This window comes from Streptomyces sp. P9-A2, from assembly GCF_036634175.1.
Taxonomy (GTDB): Bacteria; Actinomycetota; Actinomycetes; order Streptomycetales; family Streptomycetaceae; genus Streptomyces; species Streptomyces pratens.
This window is the reverse complement of record NZ_JAZIFX010000001.1, coordinates 6,007,727-6,027,117: the sequence shown is the minus strand read 5'-3', so window position 1 is coordinate 6,027,117 and position 19,391 is coordinate 6,007,727. Positions and strand designations below refer to the sequence as shown.

The following is a 19,391-nucleotide window of genomic DNA, read 5'->3' as shown; positions in this document are numbered from 1 at the left end:
ACGAGACGGCGGCCCGTATCTCGGCGGCGAACGGCACCGGCCGTGTCCGGGTGGTCCGTGCGGTCGCCGTCTGCGATCGCACGGACGTGCCGACCGCGATCGCGGGAATCAAAGGTTCAAGGGTTCAGGGGTTGTCAGCCGCTTGCCGTCGAACCTGTACAAGGGCGGTGTGACTCGTTCGTGTGAGGGTCGGCTTCCGGGCTTGCGGTGTCGTGGGCCGTCCGGGTCAGCGTGATCGTGCGATCCGGACGCCGGGTACGGCGCCGGTGAACGGGGCCCCTGCTCCACCGGAGTGATGGTTCGGGGCCTCCCCGTCGCCTTGGCCGTACCCATGTGGCCGGATCGCGCGGGGCAGTGTCATTCAGCGACCTCCGGCCGCGGAGGCCTCCCGGGCCCGGACCACGCACCGGATGCGTGTCACCGCCCCGGGACCGAGCACGCCGGAGACCTGGGAGCACCTCCCACGCCCTTGAGGCAGCGGGGAAGTCCAGGACCGTTCGGGGCGTGCGGCCGAGCAGACCCACCCCTGCTCAGCCCGGAGGAACGGTTCATGCGCGGCATCCTCGTCCTCGAGACCCTGACGAGGGCCTCGGCCGCGTGCCGGACGTGAACTTCGAGGGAGTGCTGCGTCTGCCGGCCGACGGCCCGCCTGATGATCTCCGGCGGCAGTATCTGTCACCATGGCCCCGGGCACCGTGGAGACCGGCGGCTCCGGCCCGGGCCCGCACACCCATGGCCCGGGGGCCCACGGCGGCGAGGGGCAGCCCCGCACCGAGGCCGTGCCGACCCGGCGTCCCGGCTGTCCTCCCCCGGGCTGATCGGCGGGCCGGAGAACATCGCACGGACCGTCCTGCACCGGGACGTGGACGCGGAGGCCTTCATCACGGGCCGGATTCTCCGCCCGAACGGGGACCTGGCGATGCCGTGGTGACGGCCCCCCGAGAAGTGACCGCCTCCGAGGTGCCGGCGCCCGCTTCCCGGGCCCACCGCCACCGTCCGTCCGCAAGGGCACCCTCCGCGCGGCCCTTCGGCATGCAGTGCACCGGCAGCAGGCTCAGCCCCCAGCCGCCGGCCGCGACCGCTGCCTCCAGCACTCCGGCGTCGGGGACGAGCAGCAGCCTCGCCACGGCCCACCACCACAGGATCCCGAGTCCCAGCACAGCGCCCCGAGCACCCCGGCGAACCGCCCGCGCACTCATGGCCTCCCCCTCCGGCCGGACGCCATGAGGCCACTCATCCGGGCGACCAGGGCGCACCGACGGCACACGGGCGCACCATGCCCCGCGCCGCTCGCCGCGCCTGTGCTCCCACGGCGCCCGCGTAGCGCACGCGCACCCGGGTCCGGCCCGGCTCGCTGCCGCTCAGGGCAGCGCCCGGGTCCACGTCACCCGTTCTCGGCCTGGAACATCCAATGCTGCTTCTCGAGATCCCCCGTCACCGCGATGAGGAGGTCCTGGCTCACCGGATCCGCCTCACCTGTCGTGTCGACCCTCTCGCGCATCCGCGCGATCACCGCGCCCAGTGCGTCCACCATGGCACTCACCGCGGCCGTGTCGTCGACCCAGCCCTCAGGGGTCACCCCGATGCCGCTGCCGACGGCCACCGTCGCGGCGCGCCCGTCGGGGGAAACACCCAGCGCCGCGGCGCGCTCCGCCACGGTGTCGGTGTGCGTTCGCGCGAGGGCCACCACCTCGTCGAGCTGCAGGTGAACGGAACGGAAGCGCTGCCCGACCACGTTCCAGTGGATCTGCTTCGCCACCAGGCTGAGGTCCACCAGGTCGACAAGGGCTCCCTGGAGCGCCTCGGACACAGTCTTCAGGTTCTCGTCGGACAATGGGCTCTTCACGACGTACATCCGCACCTCCGTGGCTGATCCCCCGCATCGTCCCTCGTTCCCTCAACCATGGCGGTCATGCTTCGGACCGGCAAACGCACACACGCGGGGCCGGGAAGGCGCGCCCTCGGAACGCGGGCAAGCGAAAACCCCGGCGACGCCCCTCCGGATCTCCCGGAAGAACCCCGGCCGGGGCCTGTCACACCGCGTCAGGCGGCGACGACGTCCACCGCTTCGGCGGGCGCCTTGATGGTCACCCGTTCCGGTGGCACACCGGTCACCGAGACGGAACCCAGCATCGGGCGAACCGGCGCGGGTACGGGTTCGCTGGGGGTTGCTGCAGCCGACCGGGCCAGCTCGGCGAGGGCGAGCTCGTCGCTCACTTCCCGCATGAGCTCGGACATCCGTACGTCCAGCGCGTCGCAGATCGCGGAGAGCAGCTCGGAGGAAGCCTCCTTCTGCCCCCGCTCCACCTCGGAGAGATAGCCGAGTGAGACTCGGGCGGACGAGGAGACTTCGCGCAGAGTACGGCCCTGGCGCTGGCGCTGCCGACGCAGCACGTCACCCAGCAGGCGACGGAGCAGAATCATCGGTGGCTCCCTCCTCGGGCCGTGTATCGGGATCCTTCTCGCCCCACCGTACCGCCTCGCGCTGCGGCCGTGCGGGGAGCGATGTCGTGTTCACTCTGGGCTGTAAGCATCAAAACCCCCCGTTCCGTTCCGTATTCTGTGCCCGCTCATTCCCGGTCTGTTCGCCCGCAAGCTCCCCGAGAAGCAGTGCGAGTACGCTGCGTACACTCTCCATACGAATTTCCGCCCGGTCGCCGTTCAACCGCAGGTGCTCCACTTTTCCGCCACCGGCAGAACCCGAAACCGCCGCCGCCGGCCCGTGCACGGCCACGTAAACGGTCCCGACGGGTTGTCCGTCCTGGGGATCCGGACCGGCGACGCCCGTGGTCGCGATCCCCCAGTCCGCGCCCAGTGCCTTGCGGACACCAGCCGCCATTTCCGCCGCCACCTGCGGATCCACCGCTCCGCTCCGCGCCAGCAGAGTGGCGTCGACGCCCAGCAGTTCATGCTTGAGTTCGGTGGCGTACGCCGTGACCGAACCCCGGAACACCTTGGACGACCCGGGAACGGAGGTGATCTCCGCGGCCACCAGACCACCGGTCAGCGATTCCGCGACGGCCAGCGTCACACCCTTCACGGTGAGTAGTCGCACCGCTTCGGCAGCCGGAGAGCTCACGCTTGCGTCTCTTCCAACGCGGCCTTCCGCTCCGCGATTCCCTGTCGGCGCAGCACGATGGCCTGTCTCACATAGTCGAGTCCGGTCACGACCGTGAATACCACGGCCGCCGCCATCACCCAGAACCGCAGAGTCGCCAGCCACCCCGTCAGTGCCAGCACGTACATGCCGACGGCGATGCCCTGGGTGAGGGTCTTGAGCTTGCCCCCGCGGCTCGCCGGAATCACGCCGTAGCGAATGACCAGAAAACGCAGGAGCGTGATGCCGAGTTCCCTGCCGAGGATGACTCCGGTGACCCACCAGGGGAGATCTTCCAGCACGGACAGACAGATCAGCGCCGCTCCCATGATCGCCTTGTCGGCGATGGGATCGGCGATCTTTCCGAAATCGGTGACCAGGTCGTAGGTGCGCGCCAGATGACCGTCGAACAGGTCGGTGATCATGGCGACGGCGAAAGCGGCCCAGGCGAACGAGCGCCAGACCGGGTCGTATCCCCCGTCGGCCAGCATCAGGGCGACGAAGGCCGGAACGAGGAGCAGCCGGAGCATGGTGAGCAGGTTGGCGATGTTCCATACGCTGGCCTGGTTGACAGCCGCCGCCGCGATCTTCTTGCCCCGTGCCGGATGCCCGTCGCCGTCACGGCCGCCGCCGTTCGAAACGTCGTGGGACACACTGTGCGGCGTGCTGCCGGGAACAGCACTCGGAACGCCGCTCACGGCCCCGCCGGTCGCGCCTGCGGAAGCCGGGGTCCGGGTCCGGGGTGTTTCACCGTCCGGAGTCCCGCCGGGCCGTGAACGGCCGGCCGGACTCGCCGCCGCCCTCCTCGCGCCGGAGGGGCCTCCCGCCGCGGATGCCGGGACACCCGTCATCTGCCCGCCTCCTCGCTCAGCGCGGGCGAACCCTGGAACAGCGGCTCGGCCACCAGGTCGACACCTTCCGTGCCGACGACCTTCGCCTCGACCATACGGCCCGGACGCAGACCCGTGCCGCTCGTGAGCAGCACCTGACCGTCGGTCTCGGGAGCCTGGTGCGCCGCACGGCCGTACACGCCCTCCTCCTCGTCGACGGATTCCACCAGCACGTGCACGGTCTCGCCGACCCGCTCCTCGGCGCGCTGCGAGACGAGTTCCTCGGCCATCCGGGAGACCCGCGCCAGCCGCTCCGCCACGACGTCCTCGTCCAGCTTGTGCTCGTACGTCGCCGCTTCGGTGCCCTCCTCGTCGGAGTAGCCGAAGACACCGATGGCGTCCAGCCGCGCGTGGGTCAGGAACCGCTCGAGCTCGGCGAGGTCGGACTCGGACTCGCCGGGGAAGCCGACGATGAAGTTGGAGCGCACACCGGCCTCGGGCGCCTTGCTCCGGATGGTGTCGAGGAGCTCCAGGAAGCGGTCCGTGTCGCCGAAGCGGCGCATCGCGCGCAGCACGTCGGGCGCGGAGTGCTGGAAGGACAGGTCGAAGTACGGGACGACCCCGGGTGTGGAGGTCAGCACGTCGATCAGGCCGGGGCGCATCTCGGCGGGCTGGAGGTAGCTGACGCGGACCCGCTCGATGCCGTCGACCTCGGCGAGCTCGGGCAGCAGGGACTCCAGGAGGCGGATGTCGCCGAGGTCCTTGCCGTAGGAGGTGTTGTTCTCGGAGACCAGCATGACCTCCTTCACGCCCTGCTCGGCCAGCCATCGCGTCTCGCCCAGCACGTCGCTCGGGCGGCGCGAGATGAAGGAGCCGCGGAAGGACGGGATGGCGCAGAAGGAGCAGCGCCGGTCGCAGCCGGAGGCGAGCTTCACGGAGGCGACCGGGGTGCCCTCCAGCCGGCGCCGCAGGGGCGCGCGGGGGCCGGAGGCCGGGGCGAGGCCCTCGGGCAGGTCCACCGGAGCGTGCCCCGGGAGTGCGACGGACGCGGCGGACTCCTGCCGCTCGGCGGGGCTGATCGGCAGCAGCTTGCGCCGGTCACGCGGAGTGTGGGAGGCGTGGATGCCGCCGTTCAGGATGGTCTGGAGGCGGTCCGAGATGTCGGTGTAGTCGTCGAAGCCGAGCACGCCGTCGGCCTCGGGGAGCGCTTCGGCGAGTTCCTTGCCGTACCGCTCGGCCATGCAGCCCACCGCCACCACGGCCTGCGTTCTTCCGTGGCCCTTGAGGTCGTTGGCTTCCAGGAGGGCGTCGACGGAGTCCTTCTTGGCGGCTTCGACGAAACCGCAGGTGTTCACGACGGCGACGTCCGCGTCCTCGGCGTCCTCCACGAGCTGCCAGCCGTCCGCCTCCAAACGGCCTGCGAGCTCCTCCGAGTCCACCTCGTTACGGGCGCAGCCAAGGGTGACGAGTGCGACGGTGCGGCGATCAGGCATGGGCTCAAGACTACTTCGTCCCGCCGACACCCCCCGTCGACGGGGTTGGCCGAGGCCGGCCGGCCCCGTCGACGCGGTGTTCTTCCGGAAGCCGTCCCGCTATCCGGCCTGCGGATCGCCCTTGGTGTAGGTCAGGCGCTCCACGGCGCCCGGCTGCCAGTCGTCCTCGATCTTCTTGCCGTTGACGAAGAGGTCGATCGCGCCGGCGTCACCGAGCACGAGGTTGATCTTCGAGCTGTCCTCGAAGGTCTTGGAGTCGCCCTGCGCGAGCAGCCCGTCGAAGAGCAGCCGGCCGCTGTGGTCCTTGGCGGAGATCCAGCTGCGCCCGTCGGGGGCGCTCACCTTGACGATCACCTTGTCCTGCGGCGCGGCCGCGATGGCGCTGTCGGAGGCCCCCGGCTCGGGGGCGGTGGTCTTCTGCGACTTGGGTGTGGGCGATTCGGACGCGCTCGCAGTGGCGTCGCCGTCGGCGACGTTCGCCTTGTCGCCGTCGCCGCCGTTGACCATCGTGAACCCGACGAAGCCGATGACGGCGACGATCGCGGCCACCATGGCGGCGGTCCAGTTGGGCCCGCGCCGCTCGGGACGGATGCGCTCCGCCTCGAACAGGGGGGCGGCCGGGGTGGGGGCCGGACGGCCTCCGTGCTCGGTGTCGTACCGGGTGATCAGCGGGGCGGGGTCGAGGTGCACGGCCCGGGCCAGGGTTCGGATGTGCCCGCGCGCGTAGACGTCGCCGCCGCAGGGCTCGAAGTTGTCCGCCTCGATGGCGTGCACGATGGCGATACGGACCCGGGTGGCGGTGGTGACGTCGTCGACGGTGAGGCCGGCGGCGATGCGCGCCTGCTTCAGCGCATGCCCGACGGAGGGGCGGTCTCCCTCGGAGACGTCGTCGGACACGTCGGGTACGTCGGATACGTCGTCGAACGGACGCTCGTCTTCAGGAGAGTTGCCGATGGACACGGGGGCGCCTTTCGAGCGTTTAGCCACCTGTGCTGGAGGTTCAGTCTAGGGGGGTGACAAAAGGGTGGGGCAACCGGGCGGTCGGACTTTGTACGCCATCGGAATGGCCCTACATGCCGATGATGACACTGCTGCTTGCCGTTTCCCTCACCTTGACGTGCGACCGGGGGAAACGGTTGCGCGCTGATCCCTTACGGGTGGGTCACGATCGGCCACCTGGGTGCGCCGGAGCGACGACCGTGTCTCCACTGCCTACCCTTCAGACTCCCCCCGGATCACGGCGAGCACGCCATCCAGTTCGTCGGCCTTCACCAGAACGTCACGAGCCTTCGACCCCTCGCTCGGTCCGACGATGTTCCGGGACTCCATGAGATCCATGAGCCGGCCCGCCTTCGCGAAGCCCACGCGCAGCTTGCGCTGGAGCATGGACGTCGAACCGAACTGGGTGGAGACGACCAGTTCGGCCGCCTGGCACAGCAGGTCGAGGTCGTCGCCGATGTCCTCGTCGATCTCCTTCTTCTGCCTGGTCCCGACGACGACGTCGTCCCGGAAGACGGGCGTCATCTGGTCCTTGCAGTGCTGGACGACGACGGCGACCTCCTCCTCGGTCACGAACGCGCCCTGCATACGGGTCGGTTTGTTCGCCCCCATCGGCAGGAAGAGGCCGTCTCCCTTGCCGATCAGCTTCTCGGCACCGGGCTGGTCGAGGATGACCCGCGAGTCCGCGAGGGAGGAGGTGGCGAACGCGAGCCGGGAGGGCACGTTCGCCTTGATCAGACCGGTGACGACGTCGACCGAGGGCCGCTGCGTGGCGAGCACCAGGTGGATGCCGGCCGCCCGCGCGAGCTGCGTGATCCGCACGATGGAGTCCTCGACGTCCCGCGGGGCGACCATCATCAGGTCGGCCAGCTCGTCGACGATCACCAGCAGGTACGGGTACGGCTGGAGTTCCCGCTCGCTGCCCTCGGGCGTCTTGGCCTTGCCCTCGCGCACCGCGCGGTTGAAGTCGTCGATGTGCCGGTACCCGTAGGCGGCCAGGTCGTCGTAGCGGAGGTCCATCTCCCGGACGACCCACTGGAGGGCCTCCGCGGCCCGCTTGGGGTTGGTGATGATCGGCGTGATCAGGTGCGGGATGCCCTCGTAGGCGGTGAGCTCCACACGCTTGGGGTCGACCAGGATCATCCGGACGTCCTCCGGAGTCGCCCGCATCATGATCGACGTGATCAGGCAGTTGATGCAGGACGACTTGCCGGAGCCGGTGGCGCCGGCGACCAGCATGTGCGGCATCTTCGCCAGCGAGTGCATGACGTAGCCGCCCTCGACGTCCTTTCCGAAGGCGACCAGCATCGGATCGTCGTCCTCGGCGGACTCCGCGAGCCGCAGTACGTCACCGAGGTTGACCATCTCCCGGTCGGTGTTGGGGATCTCGATGCCGACCGCGGACTTGCCGGGGATGGGGCTGATGATGCGTACGTCGGCGCTGGCGACGGCGTACGCGATGTTCTTCGTCAGCGCGGTGATCCGCTCGACCTTCACGGCCGGGCCGAGTTCCACCTCGTAGCGGGTGACCGTGGGCCCGCGTGTGAAGCCGGTGACGCGGGCGTCGACCTTGAACTCGGTGAAGACGGTGGTGAGCGAGTCGACGACGGCGTCGTTGGCGGCGCTGCGCGACTTGCCGGGGCCGCCGCGCGTGAGGAGGTCGAGGGCCGGCAGGGAGTAGGTGATGTCGCCGGACAACTGGAGCTGTTCCGCGCGTGGGGGGAGGTCGCGGGGCTCGGACGGGGTCTTGGTGAGGTCCAGGACGCCGGAGTCCGCCCGCTCCCGGTCCTGCCCGCCCCGCTTCGGCGCGTGCTGCCTGACGCCCGGCCTCGGCTTGTCCTGCTGGGGGCGGGCGGCCGGCACCGGTGTCGGGGTGGTCGGCTCGCGGTCGCCCGCGCGTACGCCCTGGGTCAGGTCGGCGACGATCGGTGAGGGAGGCATTCCGTGCAGGACGGCGCCGTCGAGGGCGGCGGCCGCCGCGGCGGCCACGTCCACGGCGTCCATCGGCCGGTTCGCGTCGGGCTGGGGCACCGCGGACCTGCGCGGCCGGCCACGGCGCCGGGAGAGCGCCTGCTGCTCCGCGAGGTCGGGGTCGTGCTCCTGGGGCGCCCGTCCACGTCCCCGGCGGCTCGCGGGCAACGCCTCGCGCCACTGCTCGTCGTAACGCTCGTCGTCCTCGCCGAACTCCTCCGGCTCACGGTCGTGGACGAGTCCCAGCTTGATGCCGAGCAGCCGCAGCCGCTGCGGAACGGCGTTGACCGGGGTGGCCGTCACGACCAGCAGTCCGAAGACGGTGAGCAGTACCAGCAGGGGCACGGCGAGCACATCGGTCATGGTGTACGACAGCGGCGTGGCCGCGCCCCAGCCGATGAGGCCTCCGGCGTCCCTTATCGCGTGCATGCCGTCGCTGCGGGCGGGCGAACCGCAGGCGATGTGGATCTGGCCGAGCACACCGATGAGGAGCGCGGACAGGCCGATCACGATGCGGCCGTTGGCCTCCGGCTTCTCCGGGTGCCGGATGAAGCGCACCGCGACGACCGCGACCAGGATCGGCACCAGCAGGTCGAGCCGGCCGAACGCGCCGGCGACCAGGATCTCCACGAGGTCACCGACGGGCCCCTTGAGGTCGGCCCAGGTACCCGCGGCGACGATGAGTCCGATACCGAGCAGGAGCAGCGCGAGGCCGTCCTTGCGGTGGGCGGGGTCGAGGTTCCTGGCGCCCTGCCCTATGCCCCGGAAGACCGCTCCGACGGCGTGCGCCAGCCCCAGCCACAGGGCGCGTACGAGCCGGTAGACGCCGCTGGTCGGGCTGGGAGCCGGTGGGGGCGCGGGCTTCTTCGCCGCGGCCTTCCTGGCCGGAGCCTTCTTCGCGGGCGGCTTCCTGGCAACGGCCTTCTTCGCCGGAGCCTTCGCGGAAGCAGCCGCCTTCTTCGCGGGTGGCTTCTTGGCTGCGGAGGGACGTGAGGCCATGGGGGTGAGGTTACCGGTGGAGACGCCAATGGACACGCGTGCCAGCCGCTTCACCCGTTCGTGTCGCTGCCGCGGAGGCGTCGAACTGACGCGGGTTCGGCCCGCACCCGTGCCGGACGAGCCGCAAGGCCCGTACGTCGTCGGTCAGTTCTGCGACGGCACCGGTGACGGGCCGCCCGTGCCCGGTTCCAGTGCGTCCAGCGCCCGCCGCAACCCCGTGAGCTTGCGCTCCAGATGGGCCGCCGTGGCCACCGCGGCCGCGTCGGTCGATTCGTCGTTGAGCTGCTTGGACAGGGCCTCGGCCTGTTCCTCGACGGCCGCGAGCCGCGCGGAGAGTTCGGCGAGCAGTCCGGCGGATTCCTTCTGCTCCCCGGCGTCCTTCTCGTCGCCCTCCAACTGGAGCCGAAGCAGCGCCGCCTGCTCCCTCAGCTGGCAGTTCTTCATGTACAGATCGACGAACACCGAGACCTTCGCGCGCAGCACCCACGGGTCGAACGGCTTGGAGATGTAGTCGACCGCACCCGCGGCGTACCCACGGAACGTGTGGTGCGGGCCGTGGTTGATGGCGGTGAGAAAGATGATCGGGATGTCCCGCGTCCGCTCCCGCCGCTTGATGTGCGCCGCGGTCTCGAAGCCGTCCATGCCCGGCATCTGGACGTCCAGCAGGATGACCGCGAAGTCATCCGTGAGCAGCGCCTTGAGTGCTTCTTCCCCGGACGATGCCCGTACCAGCGTCTGATCGAGCGCCGAGAGGATCGCCTCCAGCGCCAGCAGATTCTCCGGCCGGTCGTCGACCAGGAGGATCTTGGCCTTCTGGACCATGGCCCGCCCTCCTCGCCCCGGCTTGGGGCCTCCCCTGTCCGCAGGTCCTGGGTGGACACCGGCGGGTGCCGTCCCAGGGGACGGCACCCTTGCGCCGCCCGTCCTTGTGCCGGTCATCGTAGCCGCACCCCGCTCACCGCCACACCCTGTCACCGTGATGTCACCGTGCACATAGCAGAAACGCGGAGCGGGACCAGAAGGTTCCCCGAATCCCGTACCTCTACACGGCTTCACGCACACCGCGTCAGCAGCTCCACGCGAACGGTGAAGCCCTCATCCACCATCGCACGCCCCGGGTCACCACCCTCACGCCCCCTCTCCCGGGGCGCCCCGGTCACACCCCCCGCATCCACTGCTGCATCACCGACAGCAGGTGATCGGGGTCGACCGGCTTCGTCACGTAGTCGGAGGCTCCCGACTCGATCGCCTTCTCCCGGTCGCCCTTCATCGCCTTCGCGGTGAGCGCGATGATCGGGAGCCCCGCGAACTGCGGCATCCGACGGATCGCCGTCGTCGTCGCGTATCCGTCCATCTCGGGCATCATGATGTCCATCAGGACGACCGCCACATCGTCGTGCTGCTCCAGCACCTCGATGCCCTCGCGGCCGTTCTCCGCGTACAGCACGGACAGACCGTGCTGTTCGAGGACGCTGGTCAGCGCGAACACATTGCGGATGTCGTCGTCGACGATCAGCACCTTCTGCCCGCCGAACCGGATACCGCGCTGCGACCGGGGCGCCGGATCCTGCTCCGCGGCCGGCGTGCCCAGCCACCGCTCCGGCTGCTGCGGCGCGGGCCGCTGCTCCAGCTCGGGCAGGGACCTGCGGCGCCGCCGGAACAGGGAGGCCGGGCCGTTCCGGTCCTCCCCGTACGACGTCACCTCGGCCGGCGCCCCCACCGTCGCACCGGAGGAATCGGCCGACGTGGCAGTGCCGCCGCTCTCCAGGGCCGGCATGGACTGCGGGTAGCCGTGCGGCGGCAACTCACTCGGATGCAACGGGAGATACAGCGTGAACGTCGAACCGCGGCCCGGCTCGCTCTGCGCGTGGATCTCACCGCCGAGCAGTTGGGCGATCTCCCTGGAGATGGACAGCCCGAGCCCCGTGCCGCCGTACTTGCGACTGGTCGTGCCGTCCGCCTGCTTGAACGCCTCGAAGATCACCCGCATCTTGCTGGCGGCGATCCCGATGCCCGTGTCGGACACCGAGAACGCGATCAGGCCGGCGTCCAGGTCGGTCAGCGAACCGGCCTCCAGCAGCTGTTCCCTGATGGCCTGCGGAACATCGTCGCGGGCCGGCCGGATCACCAGCTCGACGGACCCGGAGTCGGTGAACTTCACCGCGTTGGACAGCAGGTTGCGCAGCACCTGCAGCAGCCGCTGCTCGTCGGTGTGCAGCGTGGCCTGCAGTTCCGGGGAGACCCGCACCGACAGGTCCAGGCCCTTCTCCGCGGTCAGCGGACGGAAGGTGGCCTCCACGTAGTCCACGAGCTGGACGAGCGCGATGCGCGTCGGGGAGACGTCCATCTTGCCCGCCTCGACCTTCGACAGGTCGAGGATGTCGTTGATCAGCTGCAGCAGGTCGGAGCCGGCGCCGTGGATGGTCTCGGCGAACTCGACCTGCTTCGGGGAGAGATTCCCCTCGGGGTTGTCGGCGAGCAGCTTGGCCAGGATCAGCAGCGAGTTGAGCGGGGTGCGCAGCTCGTGCGACATGTTGGCCAGGAACTCGCTCTTGTAGCGCATGGAGACCGCGAGTTGCTCGGCACGCTCCTCCAGAACCTGCCGCGCCTCCTCGATCTCGGTGTTCTTGACCTCGATGTCGCGGTTCTGGCGGGCCAACAGCTCCGCCTTCTCCTCCAGTTCGGCATTGGATGCCTGAAGTGCCTTCTGCCGCTGCTCCAACTCGGCTGAGCGCTCCCGGAGTTGCTCGGTCAGCTCCTGCGACTGCGTCAGCAGCGACTCCGTCTTGGTGTTCACCGAGATGGTGTTGACGCTGGTCGCGATCATCTCGGCGATCTGGTTGAGGAAATCCTTCTGGATGTGCGTGAACGGGGTGAACGAGGCCAGCTCGATGACGCCCAGCACGGTCCCCTCGAACAGCACCGGAAGCACGATCACCTGGGCGGGCGGCGCCTCCCCCAGCCCCGAGGAGATCTTCAGGTAGCCGCTGGGCGCGTTCGCCACCAGGATGGTGCGCTTCTCCAGGGCGGCCGTCCCGATGAGCCCTTCACCGGGACGGAACGACGTCGGCATCGAGCCCAGTGAGTAGCCGTACGACCCGAGCATGCGCAGCTCGTACTGGTCGTCGTCGGTGGCGCTCACGTCCTCCCCGTCGACCAGGGGCATCGAGAGGAAGAACGCCCCGTGCTGTGCGGAGACCACCGGTGTCAGCTCGCTCATGATCAGCGAGGCCACGTCCTCCAGGTCCCGGCGGCCCTGCATCAGCGCGGAGATACGGGCCAGGTTGCCCTTCAGCCAGTCCTGCTCCTTGTTGGCGATCGTGGTGTCGCGCAGGTTGGTGATCATCTTGTTGGTGGAGTCCTGGAGTTCCTTGATCTCTCCGGAGGCGTCCACGTCGATCTTCAGGTTCAGGTCTCCCCGGGTCACCGCGGTCGTCACGCGTGCGATGGCACGCACCTGGCGGGTCAGGTTCCCCGCCATCTCGTTCACGGACTCGGTCAGGTCCCGCCAGGTGCCGTCGACGTCACGCACGCGGGCCTGCCCGCCGAGCTGCCCCTCCGTGCCCACCTCACGGGCCACGCGCGTGACCTCCTCGGCGAACGACGACAGCTGGTCCACCATCGTGTTGATGGTGGTCTTCAGCTCGAGGATCTCCCCGCGCGCGTCGATGTCGATCTTCTTCGTCAGGTCACCCTTGGCGATGGCCGTGGTCACCATGGCGATGTTGCGCACCTGGCCGGTCAGGTTGGACGCCATCCCGTTCACCGACTCGGTGAGGTCCTTCCACGTACCGGCCACACCCGGTACGTGCGCCTGACCGCCGAGGATGCCGTCCGTACCCACCTCGCGGGCCACCTTGGTGACCTGTTCGGCGAACGAACTCAGCGTCCTCACCATGATGTTGATGGTGTCGGCGAGCTGCGCCAGCTCGCCGCGCGCCTCGATGGTGACCTGCCGCGTCAGGTCACCGCTGGCGACCGCGGCCGAGACCTCGGAGATGTTCCGCACCTGCGTGGTCAGGTTCTTGGCCATCAGGTTGACGTTGTCGCTCAGGTCCTTCCAGATGCCCGTGACCCCGGGCACGTGCGCCTGCCCGCCCAGGATGCCCTCGGTGCCCACCTCGCGGGCCACCCGGGTCACCTGCTCGGCGAACGACGACAGCTGGTCCACCATCGTGTTGACGGTGGTGACGAGTTCGAGGATCTCGCCCTTGGCGTCGACGGTGATCTTCTTCGACAGATCGCCCTTGGCGACCGCGGTGGTGACCTCGGCGATGTTGCGGACCTGGAGGGTCAGATTGTTCGCCATGCCGTTCACCGACTGGGTGAGGTCCTTCCAGGTGCCGGAGACGCCCTGCACCTCGGCCTGACCGCCGAGAATCCCCTCCGTACCCACCTCGCGGGCCACCCGCGTGACCTCCTCGGCGAACGACGACAGCTGGTCCACCATCGTGTTCAGCGTGTTCTTGAGCTCGAGGATCTCCCCGCGCGCGTCCACCGTGATCTTCTGCGACAGGTCGCCCCGGGCCACCGCGGTCGCCACCTGGGCGATGTTGCGCACCTGCGCGGTGAGATTGCCGGCCATGCCGTTCACCGAGTCGGTGAGGTCGCGCCACACGCCGGCGACGCCGGGCACCTGGGCCTGGCCGCCGAGCCGGCCCTCCGTACCCACCTCGCGGGCCACCCGCGTGACCTGGTCGGCGAACGACGACAGCTGGTCCACCATCGTGTTGATGGTGTTCTTGAGCTCGAGGATCTCCCCGCGCGCGTCGACGTCGATCTTCTGCGACAGGTCGCCCCGGGCCACCGCCGTCGTGACCTGGGCGATGTTGCGCACCTGACCGGTCAGATTGGACGCCATCGAGTTGACGGAGTCGGTGAGTTCCTTCCAGGTGCCCGATACGCCGTCCACCCTGGCCTGACCGCCCAGCCGGCCCTCCGTACCCACGTCCCGGGCCATACGCGTGACCTGATCGGCGAAGCTCGACAGCTGGTCCACCATCGTGTTCACGGTGTTCTTCAGCTGGAGCATCTCGCCGGACACGTCCACGGTGACCTTCTGCGACAGGTCGCCGTTGGCCACCGCCGTCGTCACCTGGGCGATGTTCCTCACCTGACCGGTGAGGTTGCGGAACGCGGTGTTGACGGAGTCGGTGAGGTCCTTCCAGGTTCCCGCCGCCCCCGGCACCTGCGCCTGGCCGCCCAGTTCGCCCTCGACACCGATCTCGCGCGCCACGCGGGTGACCTCGGCGCCGAAGGCGGACAGCTGGTCGACCATCGTGTTGACGGTGTTCTTCAGCTCCAGCATCTCGCCGGCCACGTCCACGGTGACCTTCTGCGACAGGTCGCCGTTGGCCACCGCCGTCGTCACCGCGGCGATGTCCCGCACCTGCGTGGTCAGGTTCCGGAACACCGTGTTGACGGAGTCCGTCAGGTCCTTCCAGGTACCGGCGGCACCGGGCACGTTCGCCTGGCCGCCCAACTGGCCCTCGGCCCCGACCTCGTTGGCGACCCGGGTGACCTCGTCCGCGAAGATCTTCAGCGTCTCGGTCATCTGGTTGATCGTCTCGGCCAGCTGCGCGACCTCGCCACGCGCCGGAACGGTCACCTTCCGCGACAGATCACCGTTGGCGACCGCGGTCGTCACCTCCGCGATCCCGCGCACCTGCGCCGTCAGGTTCCCGGCCATGGTGTTGACGGAGTCGGTGAGCTCCTTCCACACGCCGTCCACTCCGGACACCTGCGCCTGCCCGCCCAGCGCGCCCTCGGTGCCCACCTCGCGCGCGACACGGGTCACCTCGGAGGAGAACGCCAAGAGCTGGTCCACCATCGTGTTGACGGTGTTCTTCAGCTCCAGCATCTCGCCTTCGACATGCACGGTGACCTTGCGCGACAGATCTCCCCGGGCGACCGCCGTCGTCACCAGCGCGATATCGCGCACCTGCGCCGTCAGCCGCTCCGCCATGGTGTTGACCGAGTCCGTGAGGTCCTTCCACGAACCGGACATGCCCCGCACCCGGGCCTGACCACCCAGCTTGCCCTCGGTACCGACCTCGCTGGCCACCCGTGTGACCTCGTCGGTGAAGGTCGACAACTGGTCGACCAGATTGTTGACGGTACGCCCGACCTTCAGGAACTCGCCGCGCAGCGGCTGCCCCTGCCCGTCGCCCAGTTGCGCCCGCAGCTCCATCCGCGGTGACAGATCGCCCTCGGCCACCGCCGACAGCACCCGGCTGACCTCGGAGACGGGCCGCACCAGGTCGTCCACCAGCGCGTTCGAGTTGTCGATCGCGGTGGACCAGGAGCCCTCACAGGCCCCCGTCTCCAGGCGCTCGGTGAGTTTCCCCTCCCGCCCCACCGTGCGCCGCACCCGCGCCAGCTCACCCGTCAGATGGAGATTGCGGTCGGCCACCTCGTTGAAAACCGCCGCGATCTCCGCCATCACGCCGTCGCCGGACACCGTGAGCCGCTTGCGGAAATTCCCGTCCCGCATCGCCACCAGGGCGACCATCAGCCGGTTCAGGGCCGCGGTGTCCACCATGGTGGACCCGCCCCGGGACCTGTCCTGCTTGCCAGGGGACTGTCCGCCTTTCGCGCGCGTGTTCGTGCCCCGCGTCGCTGCGCCAGACTCCACTGTGTCCCTCCCGCAGGGGTCGACCGTTACTGCTGTACTCGGGTACCACCGCACGGTGTACCTGTGACTGCCGTCTGCTTCTGCCCGCTCTGCTTACTCGTGCAGGTGCGTCTACTACTGCGATACCTGCCCTGCCTGCCAGGGCTCTACCCCGGGCCACCGCCCGCCCGGACCGTCGCTCGTCCGGCCGTGAGGACACCCGTCCTGTCCGGCCTTCGCAACAACCGGCCTGCCCAGTGTTTCACCCCCACCGAACCAGGCCATAACAGTTCGGCAGCTTCGCACACCGTCCGCACGTCCTCCGGACGTCGGACACCTCCCGACGGAAACACAGCGGACCGGCCTCCGCTCCGACCGCGAAGGTAAGTAACCTTGCATCCGGCTGTCCAGCCACACCGGTCCGTCCGGTCCGGGCTGTGGCACGGAGACGAGCGGGCATCGGAGGGCGGCCGCACACATGACCAGCGGACTGATCCCGGGGGAACAACCCCCGGACCCTCGGCCGGCGAGCGGCCTGCCGCACCAGCGGCACGGGCCGGTCGGCCCTGGGAGCATGCCCGTCGAGAACCGGTCGAGGAGTTCTGTGATCACCGCGCGCGCGGCCGCCAGCTTCGAGCCCGTCGGGCGCTCGGTCGCGAGTGCCCGCTCCTTCGTCCGTGACACCCTCCAGGGATGGGGGTTCGCCGACATCATCGACGACGCCGTGGTCCTCACCAGTGAGCTCGTGACCAATGCCGTGATCCACGCCGGCACCTGGGCCGACCTGCTGTGCCTGCGCTGCGACGAGGGCGTACGGATCGAGGTGACCGACCGGTATCCGGAGCGTGAGGTCCCGCTCCAGGGACCGGCCGCCGGCATGGGCAGCCCCGACCGCGAAGGCGGGCGCGGCCTCCAGCTCTGCGCGGCCCTGGCCGGCCGCTGGGGCGTCGAGTACACCCCGGCCCACAAAACCGTCTGGTTCCAACTCGACGTCCCCGACCGCCCGGTGGGGGCCCGCTCGGCCGGGCCGGCGCTGCCGTCCGAACTCCTCCCGATCGCCGACGCCCGGGTCCGCGTCGCCGTCGTGCAGATCGACCGGATCGGCGCGATCTCCTCCTGGAACGAGGACGCGGAGGAACTCTTCGGCTACACGAACGACCAGGTCATCGGCAAGCCGCTCACCGATCTCGCCGCCTGGCCGCACACCCCCGGCACCGGTACCGGCATCGCGGAGGCGCTCCGGCTCTCCCGCTGGGAAGGCAGCTACGGCATAAGGGACACCAGCGGCCGGGTGGTCCCCGTGTATGCCTCACACCTCCGCGTCCGCGACACGGACGGCGATCCGTCAACCGTGTGCCTCCTCGTCAGGGATCACGAACGGGCGGTCCTGCAGACCCCGTTGCGAGGCCCCTCCGCCGACTCGGCCGGCTCCTCCGAGAGCCAGAGCACCGACCCCTTCGAGGTGTTCATCGGCTCGCCCGCCCCGGACGACCTCGACGGCCTCCTCCAGCGCACGGTGGAACGCGCCCGCGACATGCTCGACGGTGACTCCGCCTTCCTGCTCCTCGCCACCGACGACGAGACGGAACTCGAGGTACGTGCCTCCACCGGACTGCCCTCCGCCCGTCAGCGCTTCGCCCGCGTCCCCGTGGAGGCCGGTTCCGGCCGCTACGGCTCCGCCCGCATGCCGGCCGTCCACGACGACCTCTCCGCCCTGCCCGGCGCTGTCCCGCTCCTCAACGGCACCGGTATGCGCTCGGTCGTCACGGTCCCGCTCAAGGTCGAGGGCCGCCTCACCGGCTCCCTCGGCGTCGCCGCGGAGGGAGCCGGCCGGTACTCCAACGAGGAGGCGCTACGCCTCCAGTTCGCCGCCGACCGCATCGCCCTGGCCGTCGAGTCGGCCCGACTGGGCGAGCTGGAGCGACTGCGCCGGGGCTCGCTGAGTTTCCTCGTCGAGGCGTCCGACCTGCTGGCCGGCACCCTGGACCGCGACCAGACCCTGGCTCTCATGGCCCAGATGACCGTCCCCACCCTGGCTACCTGGTGCGCCGTCTACACGATCGCCGACCAGGCATCCGAGCCGTACCTCTCCTACGTGCTGCACGAGGACGAGGATCTCATCGACGGCATCAAGTCCCTGCTGTCGAAGATCGCCCCGCCCGACCCGGTCCCCGCCCCCGGCGCCCGCGTCTGGCCGGCGCCCGGCGAGGTGGCCCATCAGGCGGCCCTGCGCTCGTCCATGCGCAGCCTGGGCCTGTCCAGCGGCCCGAGCGGCCAGGTCACCTCCGGCATCGGTCCCACCCTCACCACGGCCTCCGCGGTCGGCGGCGAGACGGTGGTCCTCCCGCTGGTCGCCCGTAACCGCGTCATCGGCATGCTGACGCTCGGCAAGCCGACCGACGAACACTTCCGCCAGGAGATCCTGGAACTCGCCGAGGACCTCTCCCGCAGAGCCGCCCTGGCCCTGGACAACGCCCGCCTCTACTCCGAGCGCACGGCCATCAGCCAGGCCCTCCAGCGCAGTCTCCTGCCGCCGGAGCTCCCCGACATCGACGGCGTCGAGGTCGAGGTCATCTACCGCGCGGCCGGTGAGGGCAACGAGGTCGGCGGCGACTTCTACGACCTGTTCCCGATCAGCGACGGCGCTTACGGCTTCGCCATCGGCGACGTCTGCGGTACGGGCCCGAACGCCGCGGCCGTCACCGGCCTGGCCCGGCACGCACTGAGACTGCTGGCCCGCGAGGGCCTCAGCGGCCCTGCGGTCCTCGAGCGCCTGAACTCCGCCATCCTCGACGAGGGCGCCCGCAGCCGCTTCCTCACCCTGCTCTACGGCGAGCTGCGCCCGCGGGAGGACGGCAGCGCGGACCTGAAGGTGGTGTGTGCCGGCCACCCGCTGCCGCTGCGTCTGCGCCAGGACGGCACCGTCGAACCGGCAGCCGATCCCCAGCCCCTCCTCGGCGTCCTGGAGGACCTGGAACTGTACGAGCAGACGGTCACGCTCGATCCGGGCGACGTCCTGCTGTGTGTCACCGACGGTGTCACCGAGCGCCGTGAGGGCCCTCGCATGCTTGGCGACGACGGCCTCGCCGACGTCCTGACGACCTGTACGGGCCTGACCGCCGGCGCGGTCGCCGCCCGCATCATGCGCGCAGTGGAACGCTTCGCCTCCGACGCCCCCTCGGACGACATGGCGATCCTCGCCATGCGCGTCCCGGAACTTCACCAGGATTGAGCCGGGCCGGATCTGCCGGGGCAGATCCGGGCATGAGAAAGGCCCCGCCCAGGAGGGCGGGGCCTTTCTGTCCGGAGCCCCCAAACGGAATCGAACCGTTGACCTTCTCCTTACCATGGAGACGCTCTACCGACTGAGCTATAGGGGCCTGTCACTG

At 69.9% G+C, this 19,391-nt stretch carries 11 protein-coding genes and 1 tRNA gene; 1 reads left to right on the top strand and 11 read right to left on the bottom strand.

Going from position 1 to position 19,391, the window contains the following annotated elements:
* Positions 1–881 precede the first annotated feature (881 nt).
* The 10 genes from V4Y04_RS27365 to V4Y04_RS27320 form a co-directional block, all read right to left on the bottom strand.
* On the bottom strand, positions 882–1,199 hold the full coding sequence (locus V4Y04_RS27365) for a hypothetical protein (protein ID WP_332430998.1): 318 nt from the start codon (positions 1,197–1,199) through the stop codon (positions 882–884).
* A gap of 185 nt (positions 1,200–1,384) precedes the next feature.
* A complete protein-coding gene (locus tag V4Y04_RS27360) occupies positions 1,385–1,855 on the bottom strand; it encodes a Dps family protein (RefSeq protein WP_332430997.1) in 471 nt (156 codons plus the stop codon).
* Between the two features lie 188 nt (positions 1,856–2,043).
* Positions 2,044–2,424 (bottom strand): helix-turn-helix domain-containing protein, encoded by a 381-nt coding sequence (locus tag V4Y04_RS27355; protein WP_055570607.1) that lies wholly within the window; start codon positions 2,422–2,424, stop codon positions 2,044–2,046.
* Positions 2,425–2,533: 109 nt separating this feature from the next.
* Positions 2,534–3,079 carry a CinA family protein gene (locus V4Y04_RS27350; RefSeq protein WP_332430995.1) on the bottom strand — a complete coding sequence of 182 codons (546 nt, stop codon included), beginning with the start codon at positions 3,077–3,079 and terminating at the stop codon, positions 2,534–2,536.
* A complete protein-coding gene (gene pgsA / locus V4Y04_RS27345; protein WP_332430994.1) occupies positions 3,076–3,948 on the bottom strand; it encodes a CDP-diacylglycerol--glycerol-3-phosphate 3-phosphatidyltransferase in 873 nt (290 codons plus the stop codon). Before pgsA ends, V4Y04_RS27350 begins: the two co-directional genes overlap by 4 nt.
* The gene (gene rimO / locus V4Y04_RS27340; protein WP_332430993.1) at positions 3,945–5,420 is read right to left on the bottom strand and encodes a 30S ribosomal protein S12 methylthiotransferase RimO; all 1,476 of its coding nucleotides are present in this window, start codon (positions 5,418–5,420) and stop codon (positions 3,945–3,947) included. The genes pgsA and rimO overlap by 4 nt, the downstream gene beginning before the upstream one ends.
* A gap of 99 nt (positions 5,421–5,519) precedes the next feature.
* Positions 5,520–6,380 carry a helix-turn-helix domain-containing protein gene (locus V4Y04_RS27335; protein WP_332430992.1) on the bottom strand — a complete coding sequence of 287 codons (861 nt, stop codon included), beginning with the start codon at positions 6,378–6,380 and terminating at the stop codon, positions 5,520–5,522.
* A gap of 252 nt (positions 6,381–6,632) precedes the next feature.
* Positions 6,633–9,389, bottom strand: coding sequence for a DNA translocase FtsK (locus tag V4Y04_RS27330; RefSeq protein WP_332430991.1), 2,757 nt, complete (start codon positions 9,387–9,389; stop codon positions 6,633–6,635).
* A gap of 144 nt (positions 9,390–9,533) precedes the next feature.
* Positions 9,534–10,211, bottom strand: coding sequence for a response regulator (locus V4Y04_RS27325; RefSeq protein ID WP_332430990.1), 678 nt, complete (start codon positions 10,209–10,211; stop codon positions 9,534–9,536).
* Between the two features lie 334 nt (positions 10,212–10,545).
* Positions 10,546–16,023, bottom strand: coding sequence for a HAMP domain-containing protein (locus V4Y04_RS27320; RefSeq protein WP_332430989.1), 5,478 nt, complete (start codon positions 16,021–16,023; stop codon positions 10,546–10,548).
* 457 nt (positions 16,024–16,480) lie between these two features.
* On the opposite strand from V4Y04_RS27320, the gene V4Y04_RS27315 reads away from it, so the two are divergent.
* Positions 16,481–19,234 (top strand): SpoIIE family protein phosphatase, encoded by a 2,754-nt coding sequence (locus V4Y04_RS27315; protein WP_332430988.1) that lies wholly within the window; start codon positions 16,481–16,483, stop codon positions 19,232–19,234.
* A gap of 75 nt (positions 19,235–19,309) precedes the next feature.
* On the opposite strand, the gene V4Y04_RS27310 is transcribed toward V4Y04_RS27315, so the two are convergent.
* Positions 19,310–19,382, bottom strand: a tRNA-Thr gene (locus tag V4Y04_RS27310).
* Positions 19,383–19,391 lie beyond the last annotated feature (9 nt).

What these genes read in the sequence shown, in the direction of transcription:
- V4Y04_RS27365 (WP_332430998.1), bottom strand. Translation starts at nt 1,199, where the DNA reads ATGAGTGCGCGGGCGGTTCGCCGGGGTGCTCGGGGCGCTGTGCTGGGA.
- V4Y04_RS27360 (WP_332430997.1), bottom strand. Translation starts at nt 1,855, where the DNA reads ATGTACGTCGTGAAGAGCCCATTGTCCGACGAGAACCTGAAGACTGTG.
- V4Y04_RS27355 (WP_055570607.1), bottom strand. Translation starts at nt 2,424, where the DNA reads ATGATTCTGCTCCGTCGCCTGCTGGGTGACGTGCTGCGTCGGCAGCGC.
- pgsA (WP_332430994.1), bottom strand. Translation starts at nt 3,948, where the DNA reads ATGACGGGTGTCCCGGCATCCGCGGCGGGAGGCCCCTCCGGCGCGAGG.
- rimO (WP_332430993.1), bottom strand. Translation starts at nt 5,420, where the DNA reads ATGCCTGATCGCCGCACCGTCGCACTCGTCACCCTTGGCTGCGCCCGT.
- V4Y04_RS27330 (WP_332430991.1), bottom strand. Translation starts at nt 9,389, where the DNA reads ATGGCCTCACGTCCCTCCGCAGCCAAGAAGCCACCCGCGAAGAAGGCG.
- V4Y04_RS27325 (WP_332430990.1), bottom strand. Translation starts at nt 10,211, where the DNA reads ATGGTCCAGAAGGCCAAGATCCTCCTGGTCGACGACCGGCCGGAGAAT.
- V4Y04_RS27315 (WP_332430988.1), top strand. Translation starts at nt 16,481, where the DNA reads ATGACCAGCGGACTGATCCCGGGGGAACAACCCCCGGACCCTCGGCCG.